Annotated in this window: 15 protein-coding genes and 1 tRNA gene; 5 read left to right on the top strand and 11 right to left on the bottom strand. The window is 69.9% G+C overall.

Annotated elements, in window-relative coordinates; all coding sequences use genetic code 11:
• The first annotated feature begins 101 nt into the window (after positions 1-101).
• Complete coding sequence (locus ABZY89_RS21300) at positions 102-776, top strand: GntR family transcriptional regulator (RefSeq protein ID WP_355230396.1); 675 nt, start codon at positions 102-104, stop codon at positions 774-776.
• Between the two features lie 66 nt (positions 777-842).
• On the opposite strand, the gene ABZY89_RS21295 is transcribed toward ABZY89_RS21300, so the two are convergent.
• From ABZY89_RS21295 to dnaG, 4 genes are all read right to left on the bottom strand, one after another.
• On the bottom strand, positions 843-3,347 hold the full coding sequence (locus ABZY89_RS21295) for an FAD-dependent oxidoreductase (RefSeq protein ID WP_355230394.1): 2,505 nt from the start codon (positions 3,345-3,347) through the stop codon (positions 843-845).
• Between the two features lie 29 nt (positions 3,348-3,376).
• Positions 3,377-4,279 (bottom strand): formyltetrahydrofolate deformylase, encoded by a 903-nt coding sequence (gene purU, locus ABZY89_RS21290; RefSeq protein ID WP_355230392.1) that lies wholly within the window; start codon positions 4,277-4,279, stop codon positions 3,377-3,379.
• Positions 4,280-4,575: 296 nt separating this feature from the next.
• A tRNA-Asn gene (locus ABZY89_RS21285) sits at positions 4,576-4,651 on the bottom strand.
• A 66-nt stretch (positions 4,652-4,717) separates the two neighbouring features.
• Positions 4,718-6,601 (bottom strand): DNA primase, encoded by a 1,884-nt coding sequence (dnaG, locus tag ABZY89_RS21280; protein ID WP_355230390.1) that lies wholly within the window; start codon positions 6,599-6,601, stop codon positions 4,718-4,720.
• Positions 6,602-6,649: 48 nt separating this feature from the next.
• On the opposite strand from dnaG, the gene ABZY89_RS21275 reads away from it, so the two are divergent.
• Positions 6,650-7,336: a class E sortase gene (locus tag ABZY89_RS21275; protein WP_355230388.1), complete on the top strand. Its 687-nt coding sequence runs from the start codon at positions 6,650-6,652 to the stop codon at positions 7,334-7,336.
• Positions 7,337-7,344: 8 nt separating this feature from the next.
• Here the strand turns inward: ABZY89_RS21275 and ABZY89_RS21270 are convergent, their stop codons facing one another.
• The gene (locus tag ABZY89_RS21270; RefSeq protein WP_355230387.1) at positions 7,345-8,136 is read right to left on the bottom strand and encodes a carbon-nitrogen hydrolase family protein; all 792 of its coding nucleotides are present in this window, start codon (positions 8,134-8,136) and stop codon (positions 7,345-7,347) included.
• Complete coding sequence (locus ABZY89_RS21265) at positions 8,136-9,068, bottom strand: 2-hydroxyacid dehydrogenase (protein WP_355230385.1); 933 nt, start codon at positions 9,066-9,068, stop codon at positions 8,136-8,138. The genes ABZY89_RS21270 and ABZY89_RS21265 overlap by 1 nt, the downstream gene beginning before the upstream one ends.
• A 67-nt stretch (positions 9,069-9,135) precedes the next feature.
• On the opposite strand from ABZY89_RS21265, the gene ABZY89_RS21260 reads away from it, so the two are divergent.
• A complete protein-coding gene (locus ABZY89_RS21260) occupies positions 9,136-10,524 on the top strand; it encodes a GntP family permease (protein WP_355230383.1) in 1,389 nt (462 codons plus the stop codon).
• 8 nt (positions 10,525-10,532) lie between these two features.
• Here the strand turns inward: ABZY89_RS21260 and ABZY89_RS21255 are convergent, their stop codons facing one another.
• The 5 genes from ABZY89_RS21255 to ABZY89_RS21235 form a co-directional block, all read right to left on the bottom strand.
• Complete coding sequence (locus tag ABZY89_RS21255) at positions 10,533-11,162, bottom strand: maleylpyruvate isomerase family mycothiol-dependent enzyme (RefSeq protein ID WP_355230381.1); 630 nt, start codon at positions 11,160-11,162, stop codon at positions 10,533-10,535.
• A 5-nt stretch (positions 11,163-11,167) separates the two neighbouring features.
• Entirely contained in the window at positions 11,168-11,647 is a 480-nt protein-coding gene (locus ABZY89_RS21250; RefSeq protein WP_355230379.1) for an SRPBCC family protein, read from the bottom strand.
• Positions 11,644-11,961, bottom strand: a complete 318-nt coding sequence (locus ABZY89_RS21245; RefSeq protein WP_355230377.1) for a metalloregulator ArsR/SmtB family transcription factor — start codon at positions 11,959-11,961, stop codon at positions 11,644-11,646. The genes ABZY89_RS21250 and ABZY89_RS21245 overlap by 4 nt, the downstream gene beginning before the upstream one ends.
• 119 nt (positions 11,962-12,080) lie before the next feature.
• Positions 12,081-13,322, bottom strand: coding sequence for a deoxyguanosinetriphosphate triphosphohydrolase (locus ABZY89_RS21240; protein ID WP_355230375.1), 1,242 nt, complete (start codon positions 13,320-13,322; stop codon positions 12,081-12,083).
• Between the two features lie 47 nt (positions 13,323-13,369).
• Positions 13,370-13,831, bottom strand: coding sequence for an Rrf2 family transcriptional regulator (locus ABZY89_RS21235; RefSeq protein ID WP_355230373.1), 462 nt, complete (start codon positions 13,829-13,831; stop codon positions 13,370-13,372).
• Between the two features lie 92 nt (positions 13,832-13,923).
• Between ABZY89_RS21235 and ABZY89_RS21230 the strand changes: the two genes are divergently transcribed.
• Both ABZY89_RS21230 and ABZY89_RS21225 read left to right on the top strand, forming a co-directional pair.
• Positions 13,924-14,766, top strand: a complete 843-nt coding sequence (locus tag ABZY89_RS21230; RefSeq protein WP_355230371.1) for an SDR family oxidoreductase — start codon at positions 13,924-13,926, stop codon at positions 14,764-14,766.
• A 171-nt stretch (positions 14,767-14,937) separates the two neighbouring features.
• On the top strand, positions 14,938-15,117 hold the full coding sequence (locus ABZY89_RS21225; RefSeq protein ID WP_350664644.1) for a hypothetical protein: 180 nt from the start codon (positions 14,938-14,940) through the stop codon (positions 15,115-15,117).
• Positions 15,118-15,236: the final 119 nt, after the last annotated feature.

The following is a 15,236-nucleotide window of genomic DNA, read 5'->3' as shown; positions in this document are numbered from 1 at the left end:
CCCAAACTCTTGAAGTACGATTGATATATCAGTTCGGGATCAACAGTATGCTGGGTAGCGAACACCTGTCAACGGCCCAGATCAGAAAGCGGTGACTTGGTATGACCGACGCTCAGGCGCCCGCTCCGCCGGCGATCGGCGCAACGATCTCGCTGGCGCACGCGGCCTACGAGCGCATCCGGGATCGGCTGATCATGCTGGACATCAGGCCGGGCGAGCCGATCAACGACGGCAGGCTCGCGGACTCCCTCGGGTTCGGCCGCACCCCGGTGCGAGAGGCCCTCAAACGCCTGGAGACCGACCATCTGGTCATCTCCTACCCGCGCCGCGGCACGTTCGCGACGCCGGTCGACGTCACCGAGCTCGGCGCCATCTCCGACCTGCGCCAGCAGCTCGAGCCGTTCGCCGCCAACCGAGCGGCGACCGCCGCGACCGACCGGATGCGAGCCGAGCTCCGCGCCATGGCCCAGAAGGTTCGAGGTCTCGATCCGTCGGGCGACGACCGGCCCACCCTGATGCGGCTCGACATGTCGGTGCACCGGATGATCTACCGCGCCACCGGCAACAGGCACCTCGAGGACGTCCTGGTCCGCTACGACAACCTGGCGACCCGGATCTGGTGCCTGGTCGTGGACAAGCTCCCGGACCTGGCGTCCCACATCTCCGAGCACGCCCCGCTCCTGGAGGCGATCGCCGACGGCGACGCCGAGCGTGCAGAGCGGCTGACCCGCGAGCACATCGACAGCTTCGCGACGGAGATCCGCCGCGTTCTCTGACTGCGTTCTCCAAACATGAGATCGGGCGCCGGCCCACCCGGCCGGCGCCCGATCTCGACCAGTAGGTCAGCCGCGCAAGCGACTCATCTCCGGGTCGAAGAGCGGCTCAGGGGTGACCGTCGCGGGGATCCGCTGGCCGAAGTACTCGATCTCGACCTGGTCGCCCTCTCCGATCTCCGCCGGCAGGTAGGCATAGGCGATCGGCTTGCCGATCGTGAACCCGTACGCCGCGCTCGTGACGTACCCGACCGCGGTCTCGCCCGACAGCACGGGCTCCTTGCCGAGCACCATGGACTTTCCGTCGTCGATGGTGAGGCAGCGCAGCCGTCGAGCCGAGGTCTCCACCGAGCGACCCTCGAGCGCGGCCTTGCCGACGAAGTCCTCCTTGGCGCGCTTCACCGCGAACCCGACGCCTGCCTCGTACGGGTCATGCTCGGTGGTCATGTCGGCGCCCCAGGACCGGTAGCCCTTCTCCAGCCTGAGCGCGCCGAACGCGGCCCGGCCGGCGGCGACGACACCGTGCTCCTGGCCCGCGTTCCACAGCACGTCCCACAGCTTCTGGCCGTTCTCGGCGGAGGCGTAGATCTCCCAGCCGAGCTCGCCGACGTAGGACAGCCGCAGGGCGGTGACGGGGATCCCGCCGATGGTGGCCCGCTTGCCGCGGAAGTACTTCAGACCGTCGTTGGTGAAGTCGTCGGCGCTGACCTTGGCGATCAGATCCCTGGCCAGCGGTCCCCACAGGCCGATGCAGCAGGTGCCGCCGGTGGTGTCGCGGATCTGGGTGGTGAGGGCGGGGTCCTCGGCCCGCAGCTTGCGGGCCTCCCGGCGGAGGTACGCCAGGTCGACGGTGCCGTTGGCACCGACCTGGTAGAGCTCGTCCTCGAGTCGGGCGACGGTGATGTCGCTCTTGATCCCGCCCTGCTCATCGAGGAACAGGGTGTACGTCACCGCACCGGGCTTCTTGCTGACGTCACCGGTGGTGAGCCGCTGCAGCAGGGTCTCGGCGCCGGGTCCGGAGACCTCGAGGCGCCGCAGCGGCGTCATGTCGTACATGGCGACCGCGGTGCGGGTCTTCCACGCCTCGACGGCCGCGATCGGCGAGTGGTAGCGGGCCGACCAGTCGTCGCGCGTCGGCGACTTCCACTCCTCGGGCAGCTCGTCCAGCAGGGCTGCGTTGGCCTCGTACCAGTGCGGCCGCTCCCAGGTCCCGGCCTCGAGGAAGAAGGCGCCGAGCTCGACCTGGCGCGCGTGGAACGGGCTCACCCGGATGTCGCGGGGCGACTCCTTGGGCTGCAGCGGGTGGAGGATGTCGTAGATCTCGACGAAGTTCTGCTGCGAGGTCTCGCTGACGTACGCCGGAGCCAGCTGGGTCTCCTCGAAGCGGTTGAGCTCGAGGTCGGCGAGGTCGTACTGCGACCGTCCGGTGGTCAGCACCTCGGCCACCGCCCGGGCGACGCCGGCGGAGTGGGTGACCCAGACCGCCTCGGCCACCCAGAAGCCGTCGACGTCGCGGGACTCACCGACGAGCGAGCCGCCGTCCGGGGTGAACGAGAAGATGCCGTTGAACGACGACTCCGCGATCTCCGCCTCCTGGAGGCACGGGAGCAGCTTGCGGCACTCGTCCCACGGGCCCTCGAAGTCCTCGGGCGTGAAGTCCAGCCGAGAAGGCATGTTGTCGTGGTCGACGTGCTCCGGGGTCGGACCGAGATCGGAGGCGACGTACGGCATCGGCTTGTGGGCGTACGAGCCGATCCCGTAGACATCGCCCCACTCCCGGAAGTAGAGGTCTTGGTCCTGGTGTCGCAGGATCGGCAGGGTCGCGCCGTCAGCAGCCTTGTGCTTGCCACGCAGGACCGGGACGGGAGTGGTCTTGATGAACTGGTGGGCGAGCGGGAGGAGCGGCACCTTGGTGTTCGCCATCGCGCCGACCTCGACGCCCCAGAACCCGGCACACGAGACGACGATGTCTGCCTCGACGACGCCACCGGTGGTCTCGACGCCGGTGACGCGGCCACCCTCCTGGAGCACTCCGGTCACAGCGGTGTGCTCGAGGTAGGTGACGCCGGCAGCCTGCGTACGCTCGATCAGGATGTCGACGGCACGTGCCGCCCGGGCGAGACCGTCGGTGGGGATGTGCAGCGCCGCGAGGACCTGCGACTCGTCGAGGTGCGGGTAGAGGTCCTTGCACTCGGCGGGGCCGATCACCCGGGCGTCGATCCCCCAGGACTTCGCGTAGCCGAGCTTGCGGTAGAGCTCAGCGACGCGGGCCTCGGTGGTCGCGACCTCGAGCCCACCGACCTGGTTGAAGCAGCTCACCCCGTCCTTCTCGAGGGACAGGAACTTCTCCACGGTGTACTTGGCGAACAGGGTCATCGTCTTCGACGGGTTGATCTGGAAGACGAGACCGGGTGCATGGGAGGTCGAGCCACCAGGCAGGCTGAGTGGGCCCTGTTCGATGACCGTGATGTCGGACCACCCGCGTGACACGAGTTCGTCCGCGAGGTTCGTGCCGACGATGCCGGCGCCGATGATGACTGTGCGGGGCGAGACGGTGCTGTCGGAGGACGGCATGAGCAACTCCTGAGGTTCTGGGTTGGTGGTCAGCGGAACACGACGGTGCTGGAGCCGTGCATGAAGACGCGGTGCTCGCAGTGCCAGCGGACGGCGCGCGAGAGCGCGAGGCACTCGGCGTCCTGGCCGACGGTGGCCAGAGCCTGCGGTGTGTAGGTGTGGTCGACCCGGTTGACCTCCTGCTCGATGATGGGCCCCTCATCGAGATCAGCGGTGACGTAGTGAGCGGTGGCACCGACGAGCTTCACGCCACGTTCGTGCGCCTGGTGATAGGGCTTGGCCCCCTTGAAGCCGGGCAGGAACGAGTGATGGATGTTGATCGCGCGGCCCTCGAGCTGGCGGCAGAGGCCATCCGAGAGGATCTGCATGTAGCGGGCGAGCACGACCAGGTCGACGTCGTACTCCTCGACCAGGTCGAGCATGCGCTGCTCAGCCTGCGGCTTGGTCTCGGGCGTGACCGGGATGTGGATGAACTCCAGCCCGGCCGCCTCCGCCATGGGCCGAAGATCATCGTGGTTGGAGGCGACGACAGCGATCTCGGCCCCCAGCGTCCCGCCCCGCCACCGGAAGATGAGGTCGTTGAGACAGTGGCCGAACTTGGAGACCATCACCAGCAGTCGCGGCTTGCGCTCGTCGTGGAACGCGTACGACATGCCGAACCGGTCCGCGATCGGCCCGAACGCAGCGGTGAGCTCGTCGACGTCGGCCCCGTCGACGGACGCGAACGCGGTCCGAAGGAAGAACAGCTCCCCCACCCGGTCGTCGTGCTGCTGGTGCTCGAGGATGTCGAACCCGCGGTCGTACAGGAAGCTCGTGACCGCCTGCATGATCCCCGGGCGCTCCTGACAGGAGAGCGTGAGCACGTTGGCCGTAGCTGTGGGGGCGGTCGCCACGGACGCAACGGCGGTCGAGCTTGGCGGGCTGATGGTCATGCTGGGCTCCTGGTTGCCGGTAATGATACACAACTCATATATCAGAATGATCGTAGAACGGCTCTCAGATCGCCGTCAAGGGCCTCGCGCCCTGGACCATCGGCCTGAACAGTTGGGCGAGAGCCACTGAGCCAGGCATCAGCCAGGGTCGTGGGAACCCTCCGCGACTGGCTGAGATCGGGCTTCACGCATCCGCAGCGAACACCAATGCCGGGTGAAAGGCGGGAGATACAACCCACCGTCGAAATGAAGAAAGCCTCTGACCAGTTCGTTTTGCCTGGTCAGAGGCCCTTTAATGGCTCCCCCGGTTGGACTCGAACCAACAACCCTCCGGTTAACAGCCGAATGCTCTGCCAATTGAGCTACAGGGGAATTGCACCTTGCGGCGCGGGTGAAACCTTAGCAACCCGGCGGCGGCGATCGGAAATCGGCAGGCCGTCACTCGGCGACCAGGTTGCGGAGGCCGCGACGGTGCTGTTCGAGGGCGGCCAGCTGGGCGAAAAGACGGTTGTAGGACTCGGGGTCGGCGGCCGCGTCGGAGCGCTGCAGACGGCTCTTCACCTCGGCGATGCGGCGCTGGTCGAGGAGCTCGAGGAGGCGTACGACGTACTGCAGGACGTACGCAGTATCCGGCTCCTTCGCCGACGGGATCGGCTCCACGGCGAGCTCGGCGAGGATGCGGCTGACGAGCGGGTCCGAGGCGGCGGCACCGAGCTTCTGGGCCCAGCCGGCGTCGCCGGTGCCGGCGCCGGGGCCGCCGAGGCCGGCGATGATCTCCCACAGCGCCCGGTAGAGGGGGTGGGTGAAGGCCTCGGGAGTGATCTCGCCGGTGGTGCGTCCCAGGGCGACGGGGTGCTGCACGAAGAGCTTGAGGGTCTCGCGCTCGACCGTGAAGCGCGGCTCGCGCGGATGCGGCATGGGCGGGCGCTGCGGCGCGGCGGGAGCCTCGGACGCGGAGACGGCCTCGCGTCGTGGCGGAGCAGCCGAGGGCGCGGGACGGCCGGCGGCGCGGCGTACCTCTCTGGCGGCCTCGTCGGGATCGACGCCGAGGAAGCGAGCCAGGTCGCGGGTGAAGCCCATCTTCTTGGACTCATCCCGCACGGAGGCGACCAGCGGGGCCGCCTCGCGGAGGGCATCGACCCGCCCGTCGGCGCGGTCCAGATCGTATTTGGAAGCGACGTTGCGCAGCACGAACTCGTAGAGCGGGACGCGGTTGGCGAGCAGCTCGCGGACCGCCTCGTCGCCCTTCTTGATCCGCAGGTCGTTGGGGTCGAGGCCGTCGGGCTCGACGGCGACGTAGGTCTGCGAGGTGAAGTTGCCGTCGCCCTTGAACGCCTTCAGCGCCGCGGCCTGGCCAGCGGCGTCGCCGTCGAAGGTGAAGACGACCGCGCCGCGCAGCTGCTGGTCGTCGGAGATGAACCGGCGCAGCACCTTCGCGTGGTCGTCGCCGAACGCGGTGCCGCAGGTCGCCACGGCGGTGGTGATCCCGGCGAGGTGGCAGGCCATCACGTCGGTGTAGCCCTCCACGATGACCGCCTCGCGGGTGCGGGCCATCTCCTTGCGGGCCAGGTCGATGCCGTAGAGGACGTGCGACTTCTTGTAGATCGGCGTCTCGGAGGTGTTGAGGTATTTCGCCTCGATGCGGTCGTCGTCGAAGAGCCGGCGCGCGCCGAAGCCGATGACATCGCCGCCCGACTCCCGGATCGGCCACATCAGCCGCCCACGGAACCGGTCGTAGTGCGAGCGCCCGTGCCCCACCAGACCGGCGGTGACGACCTCCTCGTCCGAGAACCCGCGCGCGCGCAGGTGGCGGTAGAGGTCCTCTCCCCCACGCGGCGAGAACCCGACCCCGAAGTGCAGCGCCGCGTCGCGGTCGAAGCCCTTCTCGGCGAGGAACTGCCGCGCGACGACGGCGTCCGGAGTGAGCAGCTGCTCGGCGTAGTACTCGGCGGCGACCTTGTGGGCCTCGACCAGCTTGCCGCGACCGGGCCCGCGCCGGACCGGCGCCTCGTCGCCCTCCTCGCGCTGGACCTGTACGCCGACCTTGTCGCCGAGCCGCTCGACCGCCTCGAAGAAGCTCAGTCCCTCGAGCTTCATGACGAAGTCGATGACGTCGCCGCCCTCTTGGCAACCGAAGCACTTGAAGAAGCCCCGCGACGGGTTCACGTTGAACGACGGCGACTTCTCGTCGTGGAACGGGCACAGGCCTTTGTAGGTGCCCGGGCCAGCGCGGCGCAGCGTGACGTACTGGGAGACGATGTCGTCCAGGCGTGCCTTCTCGCGCACCTCTTGGATGCTCGTCTCCTTGATGCGGCCCGCCACAACGTCTGATCCTACGGGGCTGTGGATCGGCCTGAGATGCTTGACCTGATGTCCACCACCACACCGGCCCGACCGCCGGCCCGAACGCGGGCCCGCCGGGCGACATTCTGGCTCGGCCTCGTGATGGTCCTGGCCGGTGTGGGGCTCCTCGGCTACGCCGCCTGGGAGCTCTACGGCACCACGATCGTCAGCAAGCAACGCCAGCAGGAAGCGACCTCGACGATCGAGAAGGCGTGGGACTCGGGCAGGGCCGAGGCCACGACCGAGTTCGGTTCGGCCGAGGCCCTCATCGAGATCCCCCGCTTCGGCGGGGACTACCGGATCCCGGTCCTCGAAGGCACCTCGGACCGGGCTCTGGGCGCCGGTTTCGGCCACTTCTCCGGCACTGCCGGGCCCGGCGAGGTCGGCAACTTCGCGCTCGCCGGCCACCGGATCACCCACGGCGAGCCGCTGCGCGACCTCCCGAAGCTCCGCGAAGGCGACGAGATCCGCGTGCTGACCAGGGAGAAGACGTACGTCTATGCCCTCACCAGCAACGGCGACGACCTGATCGTGCCGTTCACCTCCGTCTGGGTCACCGACCCGCTTCCCGACAACCCCGACCGTGGCGGGGTGGAGCCCGAGCAGGTCGAGGGCCAGCGCCTGATCACCCTCACCACCTGCTCCGAGCTCTTCCACACCGACAACCGGATGATCGCCTTCGGCAGGCTCGTCGCCGAGGAGCCCGCCCGCTGACGAGGCGGCTAGAGGCGGAGCGTACGCCGCGGGCCGAGGTCGGCCCGGTGGTCGGCCCACATCCGCTGCTCGTCCCGGACGCGGGCGACCTCGGCCGGGTCGATCGTGGCAAGGACCATCCCAGGAGTGGCGTCGTCGAGCCGCTCGACCGGCCGGCCGAGCGGGTCGTAGACCGCCGAGCCGCCGATGAGGCCCAGCGGCCCGCCGACGAGACCGGCGAAGGCGACGTACATCGAGTTGTCCAGCGCCCGGGCGGCGTAGTGCAGGTCGCGCCGGTGGCCTCCGCCTGGGAAGTAGGCACCGGTGTTGAGGTAGAGGATCGCGCCGTCGGCGGCCGCGGCGGCCGCGTGCTCGGGGAAGTTGGCGTCGTAGCAGACCGACAGGGCCACCCGGAGGCCGTCGATCTCGATCGTCGTGCCGTGCTCGCCCGGCTCGAAACGCTCGACCTCTGGCGGGTAGAGGTGCTGTTTGTCGTACGCCGCGACCGGCTCCTCCCCCGGCGCGATGACCAGGCTGGTGATCGCCCGCCGCCCGGCCTGGGCGAGGGGCGAGTTGAGCACGAGCACCGTCCCGGTCTCGTCCACCGCGGCCTGCGCGGGGACGAGCCAGGCGGTGTCGTCTAGCGTTGGCAGCGGGCCGTCGAAGGCGTCGAGGTCCCAGGAGGTCGTGAACGTCTCCGGCAGCGCGACCAACCGGGCGCCCTTCGCCGCCGCCTCGCGGACCCGGTCCGCGGCCGTCGCGACGTTGGCCACCACGTCGCCCGGCACCGCCGTCTCCTGGACGACCGCGATCCGCAGCATCAGTAGGCGCCCGACATCACGTTGGCGAGCGGCTCGCCGGCGGCGAACCGCTCGAGCTGCTCGCGTACGACCCGGTAGGCGCGGGGCCACATCGCGCTCGACGCCCCGCCGACGTGCGGGGTGATGAGCAGGTTGGGCGAGCTCCACAGCGGGCTCTCCGCCGGGAGCGGCTCGGCCTCGGCGACGTCGATCGCCGCATGGATCCGCTTCGTGGCGAGCTCGGCGACCAGGTCGGAGGTGACGACGACACCGCCACGCGCGACATTCACCAGCAGCGCACCGTCCTTCATCTGCCCGAGGAACTTCCGGTCGACGAGGCCGCGGGTCTCGTCGGTGAGTGGCGTGGCCAGCACGATCACGTCGGCCTCGGGCACGAGCGTGTCGAGCTCGTCGAAGCCGTGCACACCCTCCCGTGCGGTCCGCGCGACCCCGACCACCTCGGTCTCGAACGGAAGCAGCCGCGCCTCGATGGCCCGGCCGATCGCGCCGTACCCGACGATCAGGACCCTCTTGTCGGCCAGCGACGGGAACCAGCCGGGCCGCCAGGCGTGCTCGTCCTGGTGGCGTACGTGGCCGGGGATGCCCCGCAGCGACGACAGGACCAGCGTGACGGCGAGCTCGGCGGTCGAGGTGTCATGGATGCCGCGGCCGTTGCAGAGCGTCACGCCCTCCGGGATGTGGCCGCGGGCGGCGTCGACCCCCGCGGTGAGCAGCTGTACGACCTGGAGCGAGGTCATCTGGCTGACGACGTCGAAGATGCGCGAGCCGAGCATGTAGGGCGGCAGGTAGAAGGCCACCTCACCGACCGAGTCCGGCACCTCCACCTCGCCACCGGTGAAGCGGGTGTGGTCGAAGAGCTCGAAGCGGAGGCCTGCGGGCACCTTGCCCAGCTCGGATGGGTCGAAGGGCAGCCAGACGAGGGGATCGCTCACACCGGGAGACTCTCCCATACCCCGGTAGGGGTGACTTGAATCACATCCCGTCGCTAGGGTGACCGCCATGGATCCGCTGGCCCCCGCTCACCCGACCTGGGTGATGCTCCTGATCGCCGCCGTCGCCGTCGCCGTGCTCCTCGTCCTGATCGTCAAGGTCAAGCTGCACGCCTTCATCTCACTGGTACTGGTCAGCGCGGTCACCGCGGTCGTGGCCGGCATCCCGGTCGCCGACGTGCCCGCGGCGATGCTGGCGGGCTTCAGCGCCACGCTCGGCTCGGTGGCACTGCTGGTGGCGTTCGGGGTGATGCTCGGACGGCTGCTGGAGGTGACCGGCGGCGCGCAGGTGCTCGCCGACACGCTCATCGGCGCCTTCGGCGAGAAACGGGCTCCGCTCGCGCTCGGCGTCGCTGCGTTGATCTTCGGTTTCCCGATCTTCTTCGACGCCGGCCTGGTCGTCTTCCTGCCGATCATCTTCGCGGTCGCGCGGCGCTTCGGCGGCTCGATCCTCGTCTACGCCCTGCCCACCGCCGGTGCCTTCGCGGCGATGCACGCGGTCGTGCCGCCCCACCCGGGCCCGGTCGCAGCCGCCACGGAGCTCGGTGGCGACATCGGCCTCACCCTCCTGATCGGCGTGCCGGTCGCCGTCCTGGCCTGGATCCCCGGCGCCTACCTCGTCGGCACCAGGCTCGGCGCCCGATACAACCCGGAGCCGCCCAACGTCTTCGCGACCGGCGAGACGGACGACGTGTTGGAGAGCGGCGCCACTCCCCCGCCGTTCGCCACTGTCGTGCTCCTCCTGGCGCTGCCCCTCGTCCTGATCGGCCTCAACACGGTCGCCAGCACGCTGGTCGCCGCCGGGACGGTCAGCGAAGACGCCACCTGGGCCAGCGCCCTGATCCTCATCGGCCAGACCCCGATCGCGCTGCTGATCACCGTGCTCGTCGCGATCTTCGTGCTCGCACCTGGCCGGTTCCCCATCGGCCGGGCGAGCGACATCGTCGACAAGGCGCTCGGCCCGATCTGCGCGATCATCCTGATCACCGGCGCCGGCGGGATGTTCGGCGGCGTGCTGCGCATCAGCGGGATCGGCGAGGCGCTGTCCACCTCGCTCTCCGGTCTCGGGATGTCGCTCATCGTGCAGGCGTTCCTGATCGCGACCCTGCTCCGGGTCGCCCAGGGCTCCGCGACAGTCGCACTGACCACCACCGCCGGCCTCATCTCCGCGCAGGTAGCCGCCGCGGGACTGGGAAACTTCGACATCGCCCTGCTCGTCTTCGCGATCGCGGCCGGCGCGACCGTCCTCTCCCACGTCAACGACTCCGGGTTCTGGCTGGTCAGCCGCTTCTTCGGGATGGACGTCATCACCACCCTGAAGACTTGGACGGTCCTGGAGACCACCCTCGGCCTCTCGGTCTTCGTGATCGCCTCGGCGCTCTGGATCGTCGTTCCCTAGCTCCGGGCTCAGCCGGTACGCCGCACCCTGTTCTCGAGCGTCGCCAGCCCCGGGCCAGCGAGCTCGGGCAGGGCGTCTGCCCGCCCGCAGACCGCCATCAGCAGCGCCTCGCCCGGCCCGGTGACCGACTCCCCGCTCCCGTGGGACCAGTCGAGGTCCGTGGCCACCAGGCGCAGGCCGCGTACGTTGCGCCTGGCCGGCAGCGGCGGGGCCATCAGCGCGAATTCGAGCACCGGCCCGAGCCGCTCGGCCGGCACCTCGCGCGGCCGCCCGAGCGCCCGGCGGATGTCCTGGTGATGGATGAGGCCGTCGGTCAGCCCGATCCTGGCATCGGCCATCGCCGTCGGTCCGGACGGTCGGGCATGCGCCCGCAGGTAGGCGACCAGCTCGCCTGGAGACCGTTCGCCGAACTCCCGGAGCCGGCGGGCGTTCATCCGGCCGAACCGGAACCCGGCCCGCACGAAACGCCCCGCGAACTCGCCCAGCCCGATCTCCTCGTAGCTGATCAGGTGCGCGACGACATCCCGCACCGTCCACCCGCTGCACAGCGAGGGCCGCTCCCAGTGCTCCGGCTCGAGCGTGTCGAGGAAGTCGGCGAGATCCTTCCGTTCGGCCGTCGCGAGCGCGGTGCGGTCCACCCCGATCACGCCTGAGCGAGAGCCCGGAAGCGCTCGAGATAGATCCCCCAGGCGTCGGATCCGGCGGCCCGGTCACGCCAGCCCTGCCACCCGGCGCCGTGCCGGTCGAGGTGGCGGTGCTCGAGGCGTACGTGGGTCTGCTCCGCTCCCACCGCGGTGAAGGTGAACTCGACCTCGCTGCACCGTGACGGATCCGGCTCGAGCTGGAAGTCGGGGGTGATGTCCCAGGAGATCACCAGCCGGTGGGGCGGTTCGACGGCGAGGACGCGCGCCCACTGACAGGTGCTGCCGTCGACACCGCGGTCGTAGACGCGACCGCCGACGCGAGGCTCCAGCACCGTCTCGGCGATCTCGACGGGGAGCATGTTGTGCTCGCGCGGCTTGATCCGGTCGAAGTCCTCGGTGAACACCTTGAAGGCGTGCTCGACCGGGACGTCGACGGTGATCTCCAGGTACACGGAGGTCTTGTCGCGGATGGTGCTCATTGCTGCTCCTTCGCTGCCCGGTAGCTGTCCTCAGCCACCTGCTTGAACGAATGCAACGCCTGGGTCCAGTAGGTATCGAGCTCGGCGCGCAGCTCGGCCAGGCCCTCCACCCGGGCCTGGTAGATCCGGCGACGACCGGCCGGAGTCATCGACACCAGCCCGGCCTCGCGCAGGATCTTGAGGTGCTGGGACACCGCGGCCATGCTCACCGGCAGGGCATCGGTGATCTCGCCCACCGAGCTTGGCCCGGCGGCCACCCGGGCCAGGATCTGGCGGCGGGTGGAGTCGGAGACGGCGTACCAGGCATCGGTCACGTCATTTAAGGTAACGCTTAAATGTCATGCCCGCAATGGGCCGAGAGGTCGCCTGGGTCGGTCGGGTGGGCACCTCCGTGACCACTCAACTCGCCGAAGTGACGCTTCGGCGAGTTGAGTCAGGCGGCGCAGAGCCGTTCGTGCCAGGCCAGCGCGGTGATGTCGGTGAGCGAGGCGACCTGGTCGATCACGACGCGGAGCCGGGCGGCGTCGTCGGCCGCGTCGTGCCAGTCGTCGGCGAACTGCCGGTCGAGGTCGTCCGGCCCGGTGGCGACGAGGTGCTCGAGGAGCTCGCCGAGCAGGTTGCGCTGGCGGTCCATCTTCACGGCGCGCTCATCGGTGCGCATCACGTAGTGCGCTGCGATGCCCTTCAGCAGCGCGATCTCCAGGCGGGTCTGCTCCGGCACCACCAGGTCCGCGCCGTAGCGGACGTAGGGACCGCCGCCGGCGGCGTACGTCGCCTCCCGCACCGCCCCGCAGAACCGGCCGATGACGTCGGAGGTCAGGTTCTTGAGCATGGCTCGCGACCGACGAGATGCGTCGTACACAGCGCCCTCGGGGATCCAGCAGCCGGCGGCATCCAGGTCGGCGATGGTCGAGACCGCGACAGCGCGGTCGAAGCCGGGGACGTACCAGTCGGCCACGGTCGCGGCGACGCCGTCGAGGTCGAGTCGGGCGAGGTCGACCTTGCCGGCGACGATGCCGTCCTCGACGTCATGGACGGAGTAGGCGACGTCGTCGGAGAGGTCCATGATCTGCGCCTCGACGCACTGCCGCTGTCTGGCATCCGCCGCGCGCAGCCAGGTGAAGACCGGCAGGTCGTCCTCGTATACCCCGAACTTCGAGCCCTTCCGCTCGCCGAAGCCCCACGGGTACTTCGTGCAGGCGTCCAGCGTCGCCCGGGTCAGGTTGAGCCCGACCGAGCGCCCGTCGGCGTCGAAGGTCTTCGCCTCCAGCCGGGTCAGGATCCGCAGCGTCTGCGCGTTGCCCTCGAACCCACCGATCCCCTTCGCCTGCTCGGCGAGCACGTTCTCGCCGTTGTGCCCGAACGGCGGGTGCCCGAGGTCGTGCGCAAGGGCCGCGGTCTCGGCGATGTCGGGCTGCGGCGAGTCCGGGCCGTTCAGGGCGCGCGACAGGTCCCGCGCGACCTGGGCCACCTCGAGGGAGTGAGTCAGCCGGTTGCGTACGAAATCGTCGGCCTGCGGCCCCACGACCTGGGTCTTCGCCGCCAGCCTCCGGGTCGAGGCGGCATGCACCACGCGGGCGCGGTCACGCTCGAACTGCGTACGCTCCGGCGCGACCACCCGCTTGGGCGGCTCGGCGACGATCCGCTCGCGGTCGGCGGCCCCATATAGCTCCACGGTTGAGAGGCTAACGGCTGCGGCTCCCAGTGGCGCCATGGCCGCCCTCAGGGCAGCAGGATCGCGAAGTCGTCCGCGTTGAAACCGGCCGTCGACATGACGTCGTCGAGCGTGATCCCCGAGAGCTCGTCGAGGACGGCGCGGGCCACGCGGCGGTCGAGGTCGACGAGGACACCCTGGATGTTGGCGCCGACCGCGCAGGCGGGGTTGGGGCCATGGATCCCGAGGACCTGGTCGTCGCCCTGCAGCACCTGCCACACCTGGGCGAGGTTCACCGTCTTCGGGTCGACCGCCAGCTCCCATCCCCCGTGGGCGCCGGGACGGGACCGAACCAGACCGGCCGTACGCAGCGGCCCGAGCACCTTGCGCACATGGACCGGGTTGACCGCGGTGCTGCCGGCGAGCTCGTCGGAGCTGACGGGGGTCGTGCGGCCGGCGGCAGCGCACGAGGCCAGGTACGTCAGGACATGGACGGCCACCGCGAAACGGGTGTTCGTCGGGGCGGCCATACCCCCATCTTGCCTTATTGCCATCGGTATGACTACATTTATGAAACCGTCATCGCCGTGATTACAGTTACGGCACTACCGATAGGACTCCCATGACCATCGCCATCACCGGCGCCTCCGGCCAGCTCGGCCGCCTCGTCGCCGACCAGCTCCTCACCACCGTCGACCCCGCCGAGATCGTGCTCCTCACCCGCGATCCCGCGAAGCTCGCGGACTACGCCGAGCGCGGCGCCGACGTCCGTGCCGCCGACTTCAGCAAGCCCGACGAGCTGGTCGAGGCCTTCGCCGGCGTCGAGCGCGTACTGCTGATCTCCACCGACGCCGTCGGCGCCCGCGTCGAGGGCCACCTCGCCGCGATCGATGCGGCCGTCAAGGCGGGCGTGCGCCACATGGCCTACACCTCGGTCTCCGGGCCGACCGCGGACAACCCCGCCGGCGTCGTCGCCGACCACGCCGCCACCGAGGACGCGCTGCGCGAGAGCGGCCTGGCCTGGACGATGCTCCGCAACAACCTCTACGCCGACATGCAGGTCGACTCCGTCGCCCAGGCCGCCGCGACCGGACAGCTGGTCACCAACACCGGCGACGGCGGCGCGGCCTACGTCACCCGGGCCGACTGCGCGGCTGTCGCCGCCGGGGTCCTGACGGGCGAGGGACACGAGGGCAAGGCGTACGACGTCACCGGCCCGCACGCCTACACCGCGGCCGACCTGGCCGAGCTCGCCACCCAGAAGTCCGGCAAGCCGGTCGAGGTCGTCCAGGTCGACGACGAGGCCTACACCGCCGGTCTGGTCTCCGCCGGGCTCCCGGACTTCATCGCCCCGCTGCTCACCTCGTTCGGCACCGCGACCCGTCTCGGCAAGCTCGCCACCGTCACCGACATCGTCGAGCAGGTCGGTGGCCGCAAGCCCACCCCTCTGAGCGCGCTGGTCTGATCTCACCTTGGCGGCCCGGCGTAGATTTGGGGTGACTGACCGGACCTGAGGCCTCCATCCGGACACCGCTCGTGCCGGTCGAGAGGCGGGCATCATGTCGACGTCGCGAGAGATCGGCCAGTGACCATGGCCGGCATCGTCCTTCGCGTAAGGCTCATCGGCGGTGACAGCATGGACGTGATCTACGACGACGTAGAGACGGCGAGCGAGGCCGAGGCGATCGACCACCTCGCCGCCGTACTGTCGAGCGACACCGGCGTCATCCGCTGTCGCCACGGCGACCGGCTGCTGCTGTTGTACGCGCGCGGGATCTCCACGGTGGAAGTAGCGCCACGAGGCGCGGTCCTCTGAGCGACCACCCCCGCCGAGTCGGCGCGCCTTCGCCGGGGCGACCCCCGCGGCGACCGCGGTGTCGTAGATCGCCTTGCGGCCCGCCTCGGGGCCACCCATCGACTCGGTCATGTCGATGT

Source organism: Nocardioides sp. NPDC006303 (assembly GCF_040613175.1).
GTDB lineage: Bacteria > Actinomycetota > Actinomycetes > Propionibacteriales > Nocardioidaceae > Nocardioides.
The sequence above is the reverse complement of the archived record's forward strand: the minus strand, read 5'-3'. Positions and strand labels throughout refer to the sequence as shown.